Origin of the sequence: Escherichia sp. MOD1-EC6819, assembly GCF_002965765.1 — a bacterium.
GTDB classification, from domain to species: Bacteria; Pseudomonadota; Gammaproteobacteria; order Enterobacterales; family Enterobacteriaceae; genus Escherichia; species Escherichia ruysiae.
Window position 1 is genome coordinate 131103 of the sequence record NZ_PTRG01000007.1, and the last position, 17423, is coordinate 148525.

16 protein-coding genes are annotated in these 17423 nt (G+C 53.0%); 8 read left to right on the forward strand and 8 right to left on the reverse strand.

Going from position 1 to position 17423, the window contains the following annotated elements; all coding sequences use genetic code 11:
- Positions 1-933, reverse strand: a complete 933-nt coding sequence (gene rfaD, locus A7Z06_RS11890) for an ADP-glyceromanno-heptose 6-epimerase (protein ID WP_000587764.1) — start codon at positions 931-933, stop codon at positions 1-3.
- Between the two features lie 213 nt (positions 934-1146).
- On the opposite strand from rfaD, the gene kbl reads away from it, so the two are divergent.
- The 3 genes from kbl to waaH all read left to right on the forward strand — a co-directional run bounded on the left by kbl (position 1147) and on the right by waaH (position 4655).
- Positions 1147-2343 (forward strand): glycine C-acetyltransferase, encoded by a 1197-nt coding sequence (gene kbl / locus A7Z06_RS11895; RefSeq protein WP_001213853.1) that lies wholly within the window; start codon positions 1147-1149, stop codon positions 2341-2343.
- Positions 2344-2356: 13 nt separating this feature from the next.
- Positions 2357-3382, forward strand: a complete 1026-nt coding sequence (gene tdh / locus A7Z06_RS11900; RefSeq protein WP_000646026.1) for an L-threonine 3-dehydrogenase — start codon at positions 2357-2359, stop codon at positions 3380-3382.
- A 238-nt stretch (positions 3383-3620) separates the two neighbouring features.
- Entirely contained in the window at positions 3621-4655 is a 1035-nt protein-coding gene (waaH, locus tag A7Z06_RS11905) for a UDP-glucuronate:LPS(HepIII) glycosyltransferase (protein WP_105279433.1), read from the forward strand.
- On the opposite strand, the gene A7Z06_RS11910 is transcribed toward waaH, so the two are convergent.
- The 3 genes from A7Z06_RS11910 to gpmM are packed head-to-tail and all read right to left on the reverse strand — an operon-like array spanning position 4642 to position 8442.
- On the reverse strand, positions 4642-5601 hold the full coding sequence (locus A7Z06_RS11910; protein WP_000483819.1) for a divergent polysaccharide deacetylase family protein: 960 nt from the start codon (positions 5599-5601) through the stop codon (positions 4642-4644). The two genes, waaH and A7Z06_RS11910, sit on opposite strands and share 14 nt — an antisense overlap.
- A 3-nt stretch (positions 5602-5604) precedes the next feature.
- Complete coding sequence (gene envC / locus A7Z06_RS11915; protein ID WP_024165064.1) at positions 5605-6864, reverse strand: murein hydrolase activator EnvC; 1260 nt, start codon at positions 6862-6864, stop codon at positions 5605-5607.
- Positions 6865-6897: 33 nt separating this feature from the next.
- Entirely contained in the window at positions 6898-8442 is a 1545-nt protein-coding gene (gene gpmM / locus A7Z06_RS11920) for a 2,3-bisphosphoglycerate-independent phosphoglycerate mutase (protein WP_010344487.1), read from the reverse strand.
- A gap of 242 nt (positions 8443-8684) precedes the next feature.
- Here gpmM and A7Z06_RS11930 point away from each other — a divergent pair, with 242 nt between their 5' ends.
- The 5 genes from A7Z06_RS11930 to cysE all read left to right on the forward strand — a co-directional run bounded on the left by A7Z06_RS11930 (position 8685) and on the right by cysE (position 11959).
- A complete protein-coding gene (locus A7Z06_RS11930; RefSeq protein WP_001156181.1) occupies positions 8685-9116 on the forward strand; it encodes a rhodanese-like domain-containing protein in 432 nt (143 codons plus the stop codon).
- Positions 9117-9257: 141 nt separating this feature from the next.
- Positions 9258-9509 (forward strand): glutaredoxin 3, encoded by a 252-nt coding sequence (gene grxC / locus A7Z06_RS11935; protein ID WP_000024392.1) that lies wholly within the window; start codon positions 9258-9260, stop codon positions 9507-9509.
- Between the two features lie 62 nt (positions 9510-9571).
- Positions 9572-10039: a protein-export chaperone SecB gene (gene secB / locus A7Z06_RS11940; RefSeq protein ID WP_000003377.1), complete on the forward strand. Its 468-nt coding sequence runs from the start codon at positions 9572-9574 to the stop codon at positions 10037-10039.
- Positions 10039-11058 (forward strand): NAD(P)H-dependent glycerol-3-phosphate dehydrogenase, encoded by a 1020-nt coding sequence (gene gpsA, locus A7Z06_RS11945; protein ID WP_001076187.1) that lies wholly within the window; start codon positions 10039-10041, stop codon positions 11056-11058. The genes secB and gpsA overlap by 1 nt, the downstream gene beginning before the upstream one ends.
- A 79-nt stretch (positions 11059-11137) precedes the next feature.
- Positions 11138-11959, forward strand: a complete 822-nt coding sequence (gene cysE / locus A7Z06_RS11950; RefSeq protein ID WP_001277564.1) for a serine O-acetyltransferase — start codon at positions 11138-11140, stop codon at positions 11957-11959.
- A gap of 56 nt (positions 11960-12015) precedes the next feature.
- Here cysE and trmL read toward each other — a convergent pair whose 3' ends face one another.
- From trmL to lldP, 4 genes are all read right to left on the reverse strand, one after another.
- Complete coding sequence (gene trmL, locus A7Z06_RS11955; protein WP_000932359.1) at positions 12016-12489, reverse strand: tRNA (uridine(34)/cytosine(34)/5-carboxymethylaminomethyluridine(34)-2'-O)-methyltransferase TrmL; 474 nt, start codon at positions 12487-12489, stop codon at positions 12016-12018.
- Between the two features lie 596 nt (positions 12490-13085).
- Positions 13086-14276 (reverse strand): quinone-dependent L-lactate dehydrogenase, encoded by a 1191-nt coding sequence (gene lldD, locus A7Z06_RS11960; protein WP_000586957.1) that lies wholly within the window; start codon positions 14274-14276, stop codon positions 13086-13088.
- The gene (gene lldR, locus A7Z06_RS11965) at positions 14273-15049 is read right to left on the reverse strand and encodes a transcriptional regulator LldR (protein ID WP_010349909.1); all 777 of its coding nucleotides are present in this window, start codon (positions 15047-15049) and stop codon (positions 14273-14275) included. Before lldR ends, lldD begins: the two co-directional genes overlap by 4 nt.
- Positions 15049-16704, reverse strand: coding sequence for an L-lactate permease (gene lldP / locus A7Z06_RS11970; RefSeq protein ID WP_001055315.1), 1656 nt, complete (start codon positions 16702-16704; stop codon positions 15049-15051). The genes lldR and lldP overlap by 1 nt, the downstream gene beginning before the upstream one ends.
- Between the last annotated feature and the right edge of the window lie 719 nt (positions 16705-17423).

The window sequence follows — 17423 nt, forward strand, 5'->3', positions numbered from 1 at the left end:
TTACGCGTCGCGATTCAGCCAGGCCATGTATTCCGTTACACCTTCAGCAACGGTTTTGAACGGTTTGTCGTAACCCGCCGCGCGCAGATTTGTCAGATCTGCCTGAGTGAACGCCTGATAGCGGCCTTTCAGTTTATCCGGGAACGGAATGTATTCGATCTGGCCTTTCTTGTGATAAGCCAGCGTAGCATCAGCTACAGCCTGGAAGGATTCCGCACGACCAGTGCCGAGGTTGAAGATGCCGGAAACGCCATTTTCCAGGAACCACAGATTCACATCTGCCACGTCGCCCACGTAGACGAAGTCGCGTTTGAAGTTCTCGCTACCTTCGAACAGCTTCGGTGATTCACCGTTGTTAAGTTGAGTGTTGAGATGGAAAGCGACGCTCGCCATGCTGCCTTTATGACCTTCACGCGGCCCATAAACGTTGAAATAACGGAAGCCAACAATCTGCGAGTTCGCTTCTGGCAGAATCTGACGAACATATTCATCAAACAGGAATTTTGAGTAACCGTAGACGTTAAGTGGTTTTTCGTATTCGCGGGATTCAATAAAGTCGGAGGTGCGTCCGCCATAGGTCGCTGCGGAAGATGCATACAGGAACGGAATTTCGCGTTCCAGACAGTAGTGCAGCAGCTCTTTGGAGTATTGATAGTTGTTATCCATCATATACTTACCATCCCACTCGGTGGTGGATGAGCACGCGCCTTCGTGGAAAATCGCTTCGACATCGCCGAACTCTTCGCCAGCCATAATCTGGATCAGGAAGTCTTCCTTATCCATATAGTCCGCGATATTCAGATCCACCAGGTTCACAAACTTGGTGCCGTCTTTCAGGTTGTCCACCACCAGAATATCGGTGATGCCTTTATCATTCAGGGCCTTAACGATGTTGCTGCCGATAAAGCCCGCGCCGCCGGTAACGATGATCATAACTGTAACCTTCGAATTATGGAGTCAGAGACAATCTCAGACACGAATACTTCTATCATATCACTACACGACGTTGGCTTCAGCCATTCGCCGAAAGTGAGAGTAATGGGCGTTATTTATTCTAAATTTTGCAGAAGTGTTAACGCGTCATCTCGTCGCGACCTATAAGTTTGGGTAATATGTGCTGGAATTTGCCCTGTCTGGAGAATCGCAATGCGTGGAGAATTTTATCAGCAGTTAACCAACGACCTGGAAACCGCACGGGCGGAAGGGTTGTTTAAAGAAGAGCGCATTATCACGTCTGCGCAGCAAGCAGACATCACTGTGGCTGATGGAAGCCACGTCATCAACTTTTGTGCCAACAACTATCTTGGGCTGGCGAACCATCCAGAGCTGATTGCGGCGGCAAAAGCGGGAATGGATTCTCATGGTTTCGGCATGGCTTCAGTACGTTTTATCTGTGGCACTCAGGATAGCCATAAAGAGCTTGAGCAGAAACTGGCGGCATTCCTGGGTATGGAAGATGCGATTCTCTACTCTTCCTGTTTTGATGCCAACGGCGGCCTGTTTGAAACGCTGCTGGGCGCGGAAGACGCCATTATCTCCGACGCACTGAACCACGCGTCTATTATTGATGGTGTGCGTCTGTGCAAAGCCAAACGTTATCGCTATGCCAACAACAATATGCAGGAGCTGGAAGCGCGTTTAAAAGAAGCGCGTGAAGCCGGAGCGCGACATGTGCTGATTGCCACCGACGGCGTGTTCTCGATGGACGGCGTGATTGCCAACCTGAAAGGCGTTTGCGATTTGGCAGATATTTACGATGCGCTGGTGATGGTGGATGACTCCCACGCGGTTGGTTTTGTCGGTGAAAACGGTCGTGGTTCCCATGAATACTGCGATGTGATGGGTCGTGTCGATATTATCACCGGCACGCTGGGTAAAGCCTTAGGCGGTGCTTCTGGTGGTTACACTGCTGCGCGCAAAGAAGTGGTTGAGTGGCTGCGCCAGCGTTCTCGTCCGTACCTGTTCTCCAACTCGCTGGCACCAGCGATTGTCGCCGCTTCCATTAAAGTGCTGGAGATGGTCGAAGCGGGCAGCGAACTGCGTGACCGCCTGTGGGCTAACGCGCGTCAGTTCCGTGAGCAAATGTCGGCGGCGGGCTTTACCCTGGCGGGTGCCGATCACGCTATTATTCCGGTCATGCTTGGCGATGCGGTAGTGGCGCAGAAATTTGCCCGCGAGCTGCAAAAAGAGGGTATTTACGTCACCGGGTTCTTCTATCCGGTCGTACCGAAAGGTCAGGCGCGTATTCGTACCCAGATGTCTGCGGCGCATACTCCTGAGCAAATTACGCGTGCGGTAGAAGCGTTCACGCGTATTGGTAAACAACTGGGCGTAATTGCCTGAGTGAGGATGTGAGATGAAAGCGTTATCCAAACTGAAAGCGGAAGAGGGCATCTGGATGACTGACGTTCCTGTACCGGAACTCGGGCATAACGATCTGCTGATTAAAATCCGTAAAACAGCCATCTGCGGGACTGACGTTCACATCTATAACTGGGATGAGTGGTCGCAAAAAACCATCCCGGTGCCGATGGTCGTGGGCCATGAGTATGTTGGTGAAGTGGTGGGCATTGGTCAGGAAGTGAAAGGCTTCCAGATTGGCGATCGCGTGTCTGGCGAAGGTCATATCACCTGCGGTCATTGCCGTAACTGCCGTGGTGGTCGTACCCATCTGTGCCGCAACACGATCGGCGTCGGCGTTAACCGTCCGGGCTGCTTCGCCGAATATCTGGTGATTCCGGCGTTCAACGCCTTCAAAATCCCCGACAATATCTCCGACGACTTAGCCGCAATTTTCGATCCGTTCGGAAATGCTGTACACACGGCACTGTCGTTTGATTTAGTGGGCGAAGATGTTCTGGTTTCTGGTGCAGGCCCGATTGGTATTATGGCGGCGGCGGTGGCGAAACATGTCGGCGCGCGTAATGTGGTTATCACCGACGTTAATGAATATCGTCTCGAACTGGCGCGCAAAATGGGTATTACGCGTGCAGTTAACGTCGCGAAAGAAAATCTCAATGACGTGATGGCGGAGCTAGGCATGACCGAAGGTTTTGATGTCGGTCTGGAAATGTCCGGTGCGCCGCCAGCGTTTCGTACCATGCTCGACACCATGAACCACGGTGGCCGTATTGCGATGCTAGGTATTCCACCTTCTGACATGTCGATCGACTGGACAAAAGTGATCTTTAAAGGCTTGTTCATTAAAGGCATTTACGGTCGTGAGATGTTTGAAACCTGGTACAAGATGGCGGCGCTGATTCAGTCTGGCCTCGATCTCTCGCCAATCATTACCCATCGTTTCTCCATCGATGATTTCCAGAAGGGCTTCGACGCTATGCGTTCAGGCCAGTCCGGGAAAGTTATCCTGAGCTGGGATTAACACGAATAAGGGCTGGTATTCCAGCCCTTTTATCTGAGGATAATCTGTTAAATATGTAAAATCCTGTCAGTGTAATAAAAATATCGTAATTGCGCTGATCTCTTATATAGCTGTTCTCATTATCTCTCTAGCCTGAAGTGACTCTCTCACCTGTAAAAATAATATCTCACAGGCTTAATGGTTTCTTAATACAAAGTCTGTACAACGTTAGGGTAACTTCAGAGGCCGTCGGTAATTTATGATGAACAGCACCAATAAACTTAGTGTTATTATCCCGTTATATAATGCGGGCGATGATTTCCGCACTTGTATGGAATCTTTAATTGCGCAAACCTGGACTGCTCTGGAAATCATTATTATTAACGATGGTTCAACGGATAATTCTGTTGAAATAGCAAAGCATTACGCAGAAAACTTTCCTCACGTTCGTTTGTTGCATCAGGCGAATGCTGGAGCATCGGTGGCGCGTAATCGCGGGATCGAGGCAGCGACGGGCAAATATGTTGCTTTTGTCGATGCTGATGATGAAGTCTATCCCACCATGTACGAAACGCTGATGACAATGGCGTTAGAGGACGATCTCGATGTGGCGCAGTGCAATGCTGACTGGTGTTTTCGTGAAACGGGGGAAACCTGGCAATCCATCCCCACCGATCGCCTTCGCTCAACCGGCGTATTAACCGGCCCGGACTGGCTGCGGATGGGACTTTCTTCTCGCCGCTGGACTCACGTTGTCTGGATGGGTGTTTATCGCCGAGATGTTATTGTAAAAAATAACATTAAATTTATTGCTGGATTGCATCATCAGGATATTGTCTGGACAACAGAATTTATGTTTAACGCGCTGCGTGCGCGATATACCGAACAATCGTTATATAAATATTATCTGCATAATACGTCAGTGAGTCGGTTGAATCGACAAGGAAATAAAAATCTTAATTATCAACGGCACTATATTAAAATTACCCGCCTGCTGGAGAAATTAAATAGAAATTATGCCGACAAAATTATGATTTATCCGGAATTTCATCAACAAATAACTTACGAAGCATTGCGCGTTTGCCATGCGGTGCGCAAAGAACCGGATATTATTACCCGCCAGCGGATGATTGCCGAGATATTTACTTCCGGCATGTATAAGCGTCTGATTACTAATGTCCGCAGCGTAAAGGTGGGTTATCAGGCATTACTGTGGTCTTTCCGCTTATGGCAATGGCGCGACAAAACACGGTCGCACCATCGCATTACGTGCAGCGCCTTTAATTTGCGCTAGCGTTAAACTTCGCCGCTTCGGGCTGTTTGCCCCAGCCCTGCCACTGATGCTGGAAGTAAACGATCAGCGTGCTCTGGCTGATGCTTTCGCTTAATACTTCAAAGAAGCGATTAGCATAAACCGGTTCCAGCGGTTTCTTCGGTTTACACAGCTTCACTCCACGGAACGGATTACGCGGTGCGTCGGGCACAGTGTTCTTCGGCGGTGTAGACGTATCGACCTGCGGTTCATTCAGCAAGCTGCTGGCTTTCACCAGCGTAATGTCTGGCGGCAGGTTATAAACCATCTGTTGCAATACGCGAACTGTTGAAGGGTGAGGATGACCAATGGCGATGGTTGAACCGTTGCGACGCGCCAGGTCAATTGCGCGATTGAACTGCATACGGATGTCCGCTTCGTTCTGGGAATCATCGAGAAACACTTTCCGTTTGATGACTTTTACGCCAGTACCTTGTGCGGCGCGCATCGCCTGGGTATTACCGATAGTCACACTGTCGAGGAAATAAAGATTGTAACGCGCCAGCGCCTGCATCACTTTCTGCATACCAAAAAGGTTAGAGGTCATCTTGCTGCCCATGTGGTTGTTGATCCCCACGGCATAGGGCACGTTATTGACCGCACTGCGAATAATGCGCTCAATCTCGTCGCTGCTCATCTCCGGGCGCAGCGTATTTTTCTCCAGCGGCTGCTTACTCAACGGTGCCATCGGTAGATGAATCAATACTTCGTGACCGCTGTTATGCGCTTTGGTTGCCATCTCTCTGGCGTGTGGCGAGTCAGGTAACACGGCGACAGAGATAGCGGAGGGCATCGCCAGCACCTGGTTTTCGTTGTGCGGGCGATAACCAAAATCATCAATGACGATGGCAAGTTTGCCAGCAAATACAGGGGAGGAGAGAGCCAACAGAGCGGCAAATGCAAGAACGTTACGACGAAATGGAAACAAAACTTATCTTCCCAACCACGGTTGTGGATTGACCGCCTGACCCTGGCGGCGAATTTCGAAATAGAGTGAGGACCGACCCTGACCGCCACTGCTGCCCACCAGTGCAATTGGCTGACCCGCGCGAACCTGCGAACCAACGCTCACCAGTGCGCTCTGATTATAGCCATAAAGGCTCATGTCGCCTTTACCGTGCTCAACCACCACCACCAGACCGTAGCCTTGCAGCCAGTCAGCCAGAATCACCCGACCGTCGGCAATCGCTTTAACTTCAGTACCTTCTGAGGCACCGATAACCATTCCTTTCCAGCGTAATTCACCCTGTAGCTGCTCGCCATAGCGATGCAGCGTCGGCCCGCGAACCGGCCAGAATGCCTGACCACGCGGCGCACCCAGACCACCGGTTCGGGACATCAGCGATTTTTCGCTTTCGGTAGGTTTGTAGGTGGTGCCTTTGCGCGTCGCTTCTTTTTGCCTGTCGCGAACAGCCTGAGCCTCACGCGCTTCTCGTTCAGCACGCGCTTTCGCTGCCGCTTCTGCACGAGCAATGCTATTGCGCAGACGAGATTCGTTAGCGCGCAGTTCACTTAGCTGCTGCTGACCTTGTTGAATGGAAGATTCCAGCCCTGCCAGCGTCTTCTTACGCTCGTTCAGCGCCTGGGTCAGCTTCGCCTGCTGGGCGCGTTGTTCGTATAACAGCGTTTGTTGCTCGCTCTGTTTCTCTTCCAGTTCGGCGCGCTGCATGGCGACTTCTGCACGTGTTTGCTTCAGTTCGGCGATGGTTTCTTGTCGCGCCTGGTTGAGATAGCCGAAATAAGCCTGTAAACGCTGACCGCGCTGGCTTTCTTCACCGCTGAGAATTAGCTGAATACCGGTATGTTCACCCTGACGAAACGCGGCATCCAGTTGCGCGGCGAGGCTGCGTTCCTGGGCGGCTTTTTGCTGCTCCAGTTTGGCAATCGACGCGTTCATCTCATCAATCTGTTTATTCAGTTGATTAAGCGTGTTTTGCGTTTCGCGCAGTTTACGGGTGGCTTCCGAGATCGCTTCTTCCTGCTTTTTCAATTGTGCGAGCAGGCTTGCGCGTTGTTGTTGCTTTTGGCGTACCGCGCGCTCTTTCGCGGCGATGTCAGCCTGAATGGATTTGAGTTGGTCACGCTCATCCGCGTGGGCAGAAAAAGTGCACAACAATACGCCAGCGCAAAGAACGCTGGCGTAAATGATGGGCCTGACTGCAAACCTGCGCGGTTTCGTGGCCCGTGTCATGGTATTAATCGCCTTTCCCCTCATGGGGAGGGATTATTCCACGATGAACAGCGGCTTACCAGTCATCTCTTGCGGGATTTCCATACCCATTAAAGAGAGCATGGTCGGCGCGATGTCAGAAAGTTTGCCGCCTTCAACCGCTTTCACGTTCTTATCGCCAACGTAAATCAGCGGAACAGGCAGGTTGGTATGCGCCGTGTGAGCCTGACCCGTAGCCGGATCGCGCATCTGTTCAGCGTTACCGTGGTCAGCGGTGATCAGCAGTTGTCCACCCACAGACTCAACAGCTTTGGTCACTTCTGCCACGCAGTGATCCAGTGCTTCAACTGCTTTAACTGCTGCTTCCATCACCCCGGTGTGACCTACCATGTCGCCGTTCGGATAGTTACAGATAATGGTGTCGTATTTGCCGCTCTTGATGGCAGCAACCAGTTTTTCGGTCAGCTCTGCGGAGCTCATTTCCGGCTGCAGATCGTAGGTAGCCACTTTCGGCGAGTTGATCAGAATGCGATCTTCGCCTTTGAACGACTCTTCTACGCCACCGTTGAAGAAGAAAGTGACGTGGGCATATTTTTCGGTTTCGGAAATACGCAGCTGAGTTTTATCGTTTTTCGCCATCCACTCGCCGAAGGTGTTAACCAGAGAGGCTGGTGGGTAAGCAACGGCAGTTTTGATGTCAGCGGCGTATTCGGTCAGCATCACGAAATCGATGTTAACCACTTTCTTACGCGCGAAGCCGTCGAAATCAGCGTTCACGAATGCACGAGTGATTTCACGTGCGCGGTCAGCGCGGAAGTTCATGAAAATCAGCGCATCGCCGTCTTCCATCGCTGCATCTGGCTGGCCTTCAGCACGGATAACGGTCGCTTTCACAAACTCGTCGTTTTCGTCGCGAGCATAAGCGGCCTGCAAACCAGCAACGGCGGTATCAGCCTGGAACTCACCTTGCGCCAGAGTCAGCAGGTCATAAGCTTTTTCAACGCGATCCCAACGGTTATCGCGATCCATCGCGTAGTAACGACCAATGATGGACGCTACGCGGCCTTTACCCAGCGCGGCAAATTTCTCTTCGAATTTTTTCAGTGAGGATTCAGCACTGCGCGGCGGGGTGTCGCGACCGTCAAGGAATGCGTGCAGGTAGATTTTCTCTGCGCCACGTTCAGCCGCCAGCTCTACCATCGCCATGATGTGATCTTCGTGGCTGTGTACGCCGCCTGCGGAGAGCAGACCCATAATGTGTACCGCTTTGCCCGCGTTTTTCGCTTTATCTACCGCACCAGTCAGCACCGGGTTAGCGAAGAAAGCGCGATCTTTGATTTCAACGTCCAGACGAGTCAGGTCCTGATACACGATGCGGCCGGCACCCAGGTTAACGTGGCCTACTTCGGAGTTACCCATCTGACGGTCAGGCAGACCGACTTCCAGACCGGAAGCGTCGATCAGGGTATGCGGACGATTGGCCCACAGTGCATCCATTACCGGGGTTTTAGCACTAAAAATGGCGTTATCCTGTTGTTCTTCACGATAGCCATAGCCATCCAGAATCACCAGTACCATAGGTTTTTTAGAAACCGACATTGCGACAACCTCATACTCAAGAGTCAAAATTTGCGTAATTTTACTACAGCTGAATCGATAAAATAGCCTCTGAAGATCAAAATATACGACCGCTCGCGGCAAGCCGATGCCAGATTTGCGATTTTTTTTCGTAGCGTGCCGCAAAATTGCATTCCGGTGCACGCGCTGGCTGTATTTGCCGCAACGCGCAGGTATACTCCTTCCCTGGTTTTTAATCACTACGTCGGGAGTTATTACCCCCCATGCAAGAAATTATGCAATTTGTTGGCCGTCATCCCATACTGAGTATCGCCTGGATCGCGTTACTGGTGGCGGTTCTTGTTACTACGTTTAAGAGCTTGACCTCAAAAGTGAAGGTAATTACTCGTGGTGAAGCTACGCGTCTGATCAACAAAGAAGACGCAGTGGTTGTGGATTTACGCCAGCGTGATGACTTCCGTAAAGGCCATATCGCAGGTTCTATCAATTTGTTGCCGAGCGAAATCAAAGCCAACAATGTTGGTGAACTTGAGAAGCACAAAGACAAACCGGTTATCGTGGTAGACGGTTCTGGTATGCAGTGCCAGGAGCCTGCAAACGCGCTGACGAAAGCGGGTTTTGCGCAAGTATTCGTGCTGAAAGAAGGCGTCGCTGGCTGGGCTGGCGAAAACTTGCCTCTGGTGCGCGGCAAATAATTTACCTGCCATCTTTCATGCCGCAGGCAGTTAGCTGCAATTAGACCCCCAGCGACTTATTGATATAAGCTTCTGGGGACACTCCATTTTGCAGCCGCCCTGCAATATGAAATTTCAGGGTAAAAAAACAGGAGCTAAGTTATGGCCAATGTTGAAATCTATACCAAAGAAACCTGCCCGTATTGCCATCGTGCAAAAGCACTGCTGAGCAGCAAGGGCGTAAGTTTCCAGGAGCTACCGATTGATGGCAACGCCGCTAAGCGTGAAGAGATGATCAAACGCAGTGGTCGCACCACGGTTCCGCAAATTTTTATTGACGCACAGCACATTGGCGGCTGTGACGACTTGTATGCATTGGATGCACGTGGTGGACTGGATCCCCTGCTGAAATAACGTATTAACGTTGGCATTACACTGCGCAGTATTTAAGGACAACACTTAAGGGTTTTCTACACATGTCAGAACAAAACAACACCGAAATGACCTTCCAGATCCAGCGTATTTATACCAAGGATATTTCTTTCGAAGCGCCGAACGCGCCGCACGTTTTCCAGAAAGATTGGCAGCCAGAAGTTAAACTTGATCTGGATACGGCATCTTCTCAACTGGCAGATGACGTTTACGAAGTGGTACTGCGTGTTACCGTAACGGCATCCCTGGGTGAAGAAACCGCGTTCCTGTGCGAAGTTCAACAGGGCGGTATTTTCTCCATCGCGGGTATCGAAGGCACCCAGATGGCACATTGCCTGGGCGCATACTGCCCGAACATTCTGTTCCCGTATGCTCGTGAATGCATCACCAGCATGGTATCTCGCGGTACGTTCCCGCAACTGAACCTTGCGCCGGTTAACTTCGATGCGCTGTTCATGAACTATTTGCAGCAGCAGGCTGGCGAAGGTACTGAAGAACATCAGGATGCCTGATGAACCAACGTAATGCTTCAATGACTGTGATCGGTGCCGGCTCGTACGGCACCGCTCTTGCCATCACCCTGGCAAGAAATGGCCACGAGGTTGTCCTCTGGGGCCATGACCCTGAACATATCGCGACGCTTGAACGCGACCGCTGTAACGCCGCGTTTCTCCCCGATGTGCCTTTTCCCGATACGCTTCACCTTGAAAGCGATCTCGCCACCGCACTGGCAGCCAGCCGCAATATTCTCGTCGTCGTACCCAGCCATGTCTTTGGTGAAGTGCTGCGCCAGATTAAACCGCTGCTGCGCCCTGATGCGCGCCTGGTGTGGGCGACAAAAGGGCTGGAAGCGGAAACAGGGCGTCTGTTACAGGACGTAGCGCGCGAGGCGTTAGGCGATCAAATTCCACTGGCGGTTATCTCTGGCCCGACTTTTGCGAAAGAACTGGCGGCGGGTTTACCAACGGCCATTTCGCTGGCCTCTACCGATCAAACCTTTGCTGATGACCTCCAGCAACTGCTGCACTGCGGCAAAAGTTTCCGCGTTTACAGCAACCCGGATTTCATTGGCGTGCAGCTTGGCGGCGCGGTGAAAAACGTCATTGCGATCGGTGCCGGCATGTCCGACGGTATCGGTTTCGGGGCGAATGCGCGAACGGCGCTGATCACCCGTGGTCTGGCTGAAATGTCGCGTCTGGGCACGGCGCTGGGTGCCGATCCTGCCACCTTTATGGGCATGGCAGGTCTGGGCGATCTGGTACTTACCTGCACCGACAACCAGTCGCGGAACCGCCGTTTTGGCATGATGCTCGGTCAGGGCATGGATGTACAAAGCGCGCAAGAGAAGATTGGTCAGGTGGTGGAAGGCTACCGCAATACGAAAGAAGTCCGCGAACTGGCGCACCGCTTCGGCGTTGAAATGCCAATAACCGAGGAAATTTATCAAGTATTATATTGCGGAAAAAACGCGCGCGAGGCAGCATTGACTTTATTAGGTCGTGCACGCAAGGACGAGCGAAGCAGCCACTAAACCCAGGGAACCTTTGTTACCGCTATGACCCGGCTCGCGCAGAACGAGCCGGTCATTATCTCATCGTGTGGAGTAAGCAATGTCGTGTGAAGAACTGGAAATTGTCTGGAACAATATTAAAGCGGAAGCCAGAACGCTGGCGGACTGTGAGCCAATGCTGGCCAGTTTTTACCACGCAACGCTACTCAAGCATGAAAACCTTGGCAGTGCACTGAGCTACATGCTGGCGAACAAGCTGTCATCGCCGATTATGCCTGCTATTGCTATCCGTGAAGTGGTGGAAGAAGCCTACGCCGCTGACCCGGAAATGATCGCTTCTGCGGCCTGCGATATTCAGGCGGTGCGTACCCGTGACCCGGCAGTTGATAAATACTCAACCCCCTTGTTATACCTGAAAGGTTTTCATGCCTTGCAAGCGTATCGCATCGGTCACTGGCTGTGGAATCAGGGGCGTCGCGCACTGGCTATTTTTCTGCAAAATCAGGTGTCTGTGACTTTTCAGGTCGATATTCACCCGGCGGCAAAAATTGGTCGCGGTATCATGCTCGACCACGCGACAGGCATCGTCGTTGGTGAAACAGCGGTGATTGAAAACGACGTGTCGATTCTGCAATCCGTCACCCTTGGCGGTACGGGCAAAACCAGCGGCGACCGTCACCCAAAAATTCGTGAAGGCGTGATGATTGGCGCGGGCGCGAAAATTCTCGGCAATATTGAAGTCGGGCGTGGCGCGAAGATTGGCGCGGGTTCTGTCGTGCTGCAACCAGTGCCGCCGCATACTACCGCTGCTGGCGTTCCGGCGCGTATCGTCGGTAAACCAGACAGCGATAAACCGTCAATGGATATGGATCAGCATTTTAACGGCATTCACCATACGTTTGAGTATGGGGATGGGATCTGACGTCCTGTGCTCGTGCCGGATGCGATGCTAACCGCATCTTATCCGGCCTGGCGTAACTAATCTCTCAACACCGCTCCCGGATATCCCAACTGCCGCCAGGCTTCATACACCACGACCGACACCGCATTGGACAGGTTCATGCTGCGGCTGTCCGGCACCATTGGAATACGAATTTTTTGTTCAGCGGGCAGAGCATCAAGAATGCTCGCTGGCAGGCCGCGTGTTTCCGGGCCGAACATCAGATAGTCGCCATCCTGATAGCTTACGGCGCTATGGGCGGGAGTGCCTTTAGTGGTGAGGGCAAACAGACGCTGGGGATTTTCTGCTCTAAGGAACGCGCTATAGTCATGATGACGCGTAACGGCAGTAAACTCGTGATAGTCCAGCCCCGCGCGGCGCAGGCGCTTATCGTCCCAGGCAAATCCCATCGGTTCGATGATATGCAGACGAAAGCCGGTATTAGCGCAAAGACGGATGATGTTGCCAGTGTTTGGCGGAATTTCTGGTTCGTAAAGTACGATGTTTAGCATACTGCCCCCTTAGTGCGGGGGCAGGATAGCAGAAAATCGGGGATTAGTGCGGCCTTTTCCCCTCACCCCGGCCCTCTCCCCGGAGGGGCGAGGGAGAAAAAAAGAGTGCGGTGTCGTTTCAGAGTGAGGGAGACAATGTAGTGTCGGGCAGGTAAGGTCTTTTCTCCTCACCTTAAAGAAGCCAGGAGGAAAATAGGGCGAGGAATTGTTTTTAGCCTGAGGGAGTACAGACAGCGCCGAACGGTTCCCTCTCCCCGGAGGGGCGAGGGAGAAAAGGTGAGGGAGACAATGTAGTGTCGGGCAGGTAAGGTCTTTTCTCCTCACCTTAAAGAAGCCAGGAGGAAAATAGGGCGAGGAATTGTTTTCAGCCTGAGGGAGTACAGACAGCGTCGATCGGTTCCCTCTCCCCGGAGGGGTGAGGGAGAAAAGGTGAGGGAGACAATGTAGTGTCGGGCAGGTAAGGTCTTTTCTCCTCACCTTAAAGAAGCCTGGAGGAAAATAGGGCGAGGAATTGTTTTCAGCCTGAGGGAGTACAGACAGCGCCGATCGGTTCCCTCTCCCTGAGGGAGAGGGTTAGGGTGAGGGGGCGCAAACGACTATGCTGCATTCCCTTTCGCCATCGGAGCCAGCGCCGCAGGCAACTCTTTACCCAGCCCCTGAACCAGCGAATCTTCCGTAATCTCACTGATGGATTTCGCGCCAGTCAGCGTCATCGCCACTTTCATCTCTTTCTCGATCAGATTCAGCAAGTTCGCCACGCCCGCCTGACCCGCTGTTGCCAGCGCATACAGGAACGCACGACCCAGCAGTACGGTATCGGCACCGAGCGCGATCATACGCACGACATCAAGTCCGTTACGAATCCCGCTATCTGCCAGAATGGCGATATCACCTTTCACCGCATCCGCGATAGCAGGCAGCGCACGAGCGGAAGAGAGTACACCGTCCAGCTGGCGGCCACCATGGTTAGAAACCACAATCCCATCAGCACCAAAACGTACTGCATCACGCGCATCTTCCGGGTCGAGGATCCCTTTGATCACCATCGGGCCATCCCAGAAATCGCGGATCCACTCAAGGTCTTTCCATGAGATGGACGGATCGAAGTTATTCCCCAGCCAGCCGATGTAATCTTCCAGTCCGGTCGGTTTACCGAGATAGGCCGAAATATTACCTAAATCATGCGGACGACCGTTCAGGCCGACATCCCATGCCCATTGCGGATGCGTCACCGCCTGCAAGTAGCGGCGCATTGCAGCGTTCGGGCCGCTCATACCAGAATGTGCATCACGATAACGTGCGCCTGGCGTCGGCATATCCACGGTGAAAACCAGTGTCGAACAGCCCGCCGCTTTTGCCCGTTCCAGTGCGTTACGCATAAAGCCGCGATCGCGCAGCACATAAAGCTGGAACCACATCGGACGTTTGATAGCTGGAGCGACTTCTTCAATCGGGCAAACTGAAACCGTCGAGAGAGTAAACGGAATGCCGTGAGCATCAGCCGCTTTGGCAGCCTGAACTTCACCGCGACGCGCATACATGCCGCACAAACCCACCGGAGCCAGCGCCACCGGCATCGACAGCTTTTCATTAAACAGCGTCGTTTCCAGGCTTAAGTCGGACATGTTTTTCAGAATGCGTTGGCGCAGCGCCACTTCTGACAAATCCTCCACGTTGCGGCGCAGCGTGTATTCAGAATATGCACCACCATCCATATAGTGGAACAGGAACGGCGGCAGAATGCGTTGCGCTGCGGCGCGATAATCGCTGGCTGCGGAAATAATCATGCGTTTTTCTCCCTCGAATGCTCATTATGCTCACCGGGCAGGCGGGTAATGCGTGCACGGCGAGCCTGATCTTCATCGAATCGTTTCATGGTGGTGTGGACAAAGCTGAGGTGCGCCATCATTGCTTTACGCGCACCGTCGGCATCACCGGCAAAAATGGCGTTAATGACCGCCTGATGCTGTTCAGTCAGTTGCGAAAAAACGGGCGGCACCAGATACATCCGCTGACGACTTTGCATCACTGAAGATTGCAGGACATCAAAGAAACCGCGCATGGTTTGCAGCAGCACGATGTTATGTGAGGCTTCGGCAATTGCCAGGTGAAAACGAACGTCCGCTTGCGAGGCGAGATCCGGGTCTTCACTCAGCGTCGCTTCAAAGCAGAGCTGTATCTTTTCTTTATCGGCTTGTGTGGCACGCATTGCTGCGTGCCAGGCGGTGCTGGCCTCAATGGCGTAGCGGGCTTCCAGAATATCGAAGCTGTAATCCGGATCATCGGCCATTAGCGTTTTCAGCGGCTGGACGATGTTTTGCTCCGACCACGCGTCATGGCGCCAGCGGATAAACGTCCCGCCACCGCGACGACTAAGCAGCACACCTTCACTGACCAGTTTTGCCAGCGCCTCGCGCAGGGAATTGCGCGACACGCCGAGCTGCATCGCCAGTTGGCGTTCAGCGGGCAACTTCATGCCCGGTTCCAGATTTTGTTCATCAATCAGCGCCCGCACACGGGAAGCTACCTCGTCTGACAGGCGTCTGGGTATAACCATCATTACGGAATCATCCACGTTAAGACGTAGGCCTGAAGCGTGGTAATCACGCCCACCATACAGGTGAAGATCAGGCTGTGTTTGACAGTAAAGCGGAACAGATCTGACTCTTTGCCCACGAGTCCTACCGCCGCACAGGCAATGGCGATGGACTGCGGGGAGATCATCTTGCCGGTGACGCCGCCGGTGGTGTTGGCAGCAACCAGCAACAGATCAGAGACGCCAATTTGTTGTGCTGCGGTGGCTTGCAGCGCGGCAAACAGGGCGTTAGATGACGTATCCGATCCGGTCAGGAATACCCCCAGCCAGCCGAGGAACGGCGAGAAGAAGGTGAATGCATGACCGGTGTGTGCCAGTGCCAGCGCCAGCGTTGACGACAGCCCTGAATAGTTCGAGATAAAGGCGAACGCCAGCACCATGCCGATGGAGTAGATGGGGAGCGCCAGTTCTTTCAGTGTGCTGCCGAAGGTGCTGATGGCGTCAGAGGGTTTCATCTTCAGCCAGACGATAGAGAGCAGCGCAGCAAACAGAATGGCAGTACCGGTGGCAGAGAACCAGTCAAACTTAAATACGGCGGCATAGGCAGTGGCTTCGCTGACAACTGGCGGCATACGGGCAACCAGTTTGTCGAGATACGGCACCGGAATGTTGATCACCCACTCATACAGCACACCACCCGAAGCGAACAAGGCTTTAAACGGCGGAATACTCCACAGCGTTACGGTGGCGGTCAGGAACAGGAACGGTGTCCAGGCACGTAACACCTGACCTGCGGTGTAACCGGTGTGAGCCAGCGTCATATCAACCTGGGATGCACCCAGATCGCCGAAGCGGAAGACGCGCACCGGCTGCCAACGTTTGAGGAACAGTGTCAGGCAGAGCAGCGATACCAGCGAAGAGATAATGTCCGGCAGTTCCGGCCCAATAAAGTTAGAGCTAAGGTACTGTGCGATGGCAAACGAGCCGCCCGCAACCACGACCGCAGGCCAGGTTTCTTTGATACCGCGCCAGCCGTCCATAATCGCCATGATCCAGAACAGCACGATAATGGTCATAAACGGTAGCTGACGTCCCACCATCTGGCCAATCTCAAAGCTGTCGATGCCTGTCACCTGTCCGGCAACCAGAATCGGAATGCCCATCGCGCCAAATGCCACCGGCGCGGTGTTAACAATCAGGCACAACCCGGCGGCGTACAGCGGTTTAAAGCCCAGCCCGACCAGCAATGCGGCGGTAATTGCTACCGGTGCGCCAAAGCCTGCGGCACCTTCGAGAAATGCGCCGAAACAGAAACCGACGATCAGCATTTGCAGGCGCTGGTCAGGGGTTATTGAAAGAATAGATGAGCGGATGATGTCAAACTGTCCGGTTTTCACCGAGATCTTATAGACGAACACCGCTGCAATAATGATCCACGCGATGGGCCACAAACCGTAGAAGAAGCCATAAACCACTGAGGCCAGCGCATTGGCGACCGGCATTTTGTAGAACAATAGCGCGACGGTCAGAGCGATAACGACTGTCCATGTGGCGGCGACATAGCCTTTTAGTTTGAGCTTAATAAGCGCAAAGAAAAAAAACAGGATGGGAAGCGATGCTATCAGGCTGGAAAGCCAGATATTCCCGGCGGGATCGTAGTTTTGTTGCCAGAGATTCATTGCAGGTCTCCTGGAGGCCACGCACATCGTGTAATGAGTCTGTTGCTCATCTGCTTGTCACACGTTGTGTAAAAGTGGCACTGCCAATTTTGTTGTGTAGGGATAATGACAATAAATGGTTAACTAAATGTTATGCATTGGCAACGTTAATGTGAGTTTTAATTGGGGAACTGTGAACCAGAGGTCAGATAAGCGAAGAATTGGTAGGGCCAATTATTGTGGGGGAGAAAAATTTGCTGCGGAGCTGGCTTGTGCCCCTCACCCTAACCCTCTCCCCGGAGGGGCGAGGGGACTGATTGTGCTCGGTGTTAGATGGAGCGCGTCCTTCAGCAATGCAAGAAAACCATTATGCACGGTATCAAATGCAGCACGTTTCCTCCCTCGCCCCTTTGGGGAGAGGGTCGGGGTGAGGGGGGCAGCGCGCACGAGACCCCACACCAGCCCGGAGATGCAAGAAAACCATTATGCACGGTATCAGATGCAACACGTTTTTTCCCCTCGCCCCTTTGGGGAGAGCGCCGGGGTGAGGGGGGCAGCGCGCACGAGACCCCACACCAGCCCGGCGATGCAAGAAAACCATTATGCACGGTATCAAATGCAGCACGTTTTCCCCCTCGCCCCTTTGGGGAGAGGGTCGGGGTGAGGGGGGCAGCGCGCACGATGCCCCACACCAGCCCGGCAATGCAAGAAAACCATTATGCACGGTATCAGATGCAGCA